This is a genomic window from Vibrio sp. S234-5, assembly GCF_000960595.1.
Taxonomy (GTDB): Bacteria; Pseudomonadota; Gammaproteobacteria; order Enterobacterales; family Vibrionaceae; genus Vibrio.
In genome coordinates this window covers 1-420 of sequence record NZ_JZAM01000355.1, presented here as the reverse complement: position 1 = coordinate 420, position 420 = coordinate 1, and the positions used below count along the sequence as shown (strand labels likewise).

Annotated in this window: 1 protein-coding gene; it reads right to left on the bottom strand. The window is 47.4% G+C overall.

What is annotated here, in order from left to right; translation table 11 throughout:
• The coding region (lpxK, locus tag UF06_RS19000) for a tetraacyldisaccharide 4'-kinase (RefSeq protein ID WP_045571830.1) at positions 1 to 420 on the bottom strand (420 nt) is incomplete at both ends.

The window sequence follows — 420 nt, the reverse complement described above, 5'->3', positions numbered from 1 at the left end:
GAGGCAGGCAGATACCACCAATTGTCTTGTGCGTAGTCGCTACATTTGACAGCATCTTTCTCTGTCATAATCACATTCGCCCCTTGTAGAGCCAATGCTTCAAGTTCTTTTTGGTCAAAGTCTTGATGGTCAGCAAAACCTTTCGTGACTTTAACATCCGCATGCATTGATTCTAGTGTATTAAAAAACCGAGGTGGATGCCCGATACCGGCAAATGCCACCAGCGCCTTTAACTCACTCACATCACCTTGCTGCTTGGTCTTTAGGTTGATCGCTTTTGAGGGCGCTAGAGACAGCGAGATCTCACCCTGAGGGGCCAAACCGCCATTGGTGATGATAAAGTCGACTTCCTGAAGTCGCTCAACACCTTCGCGCAATGGACCAAGCGGAATCAAACACTCATTACCAAAACGACGATTT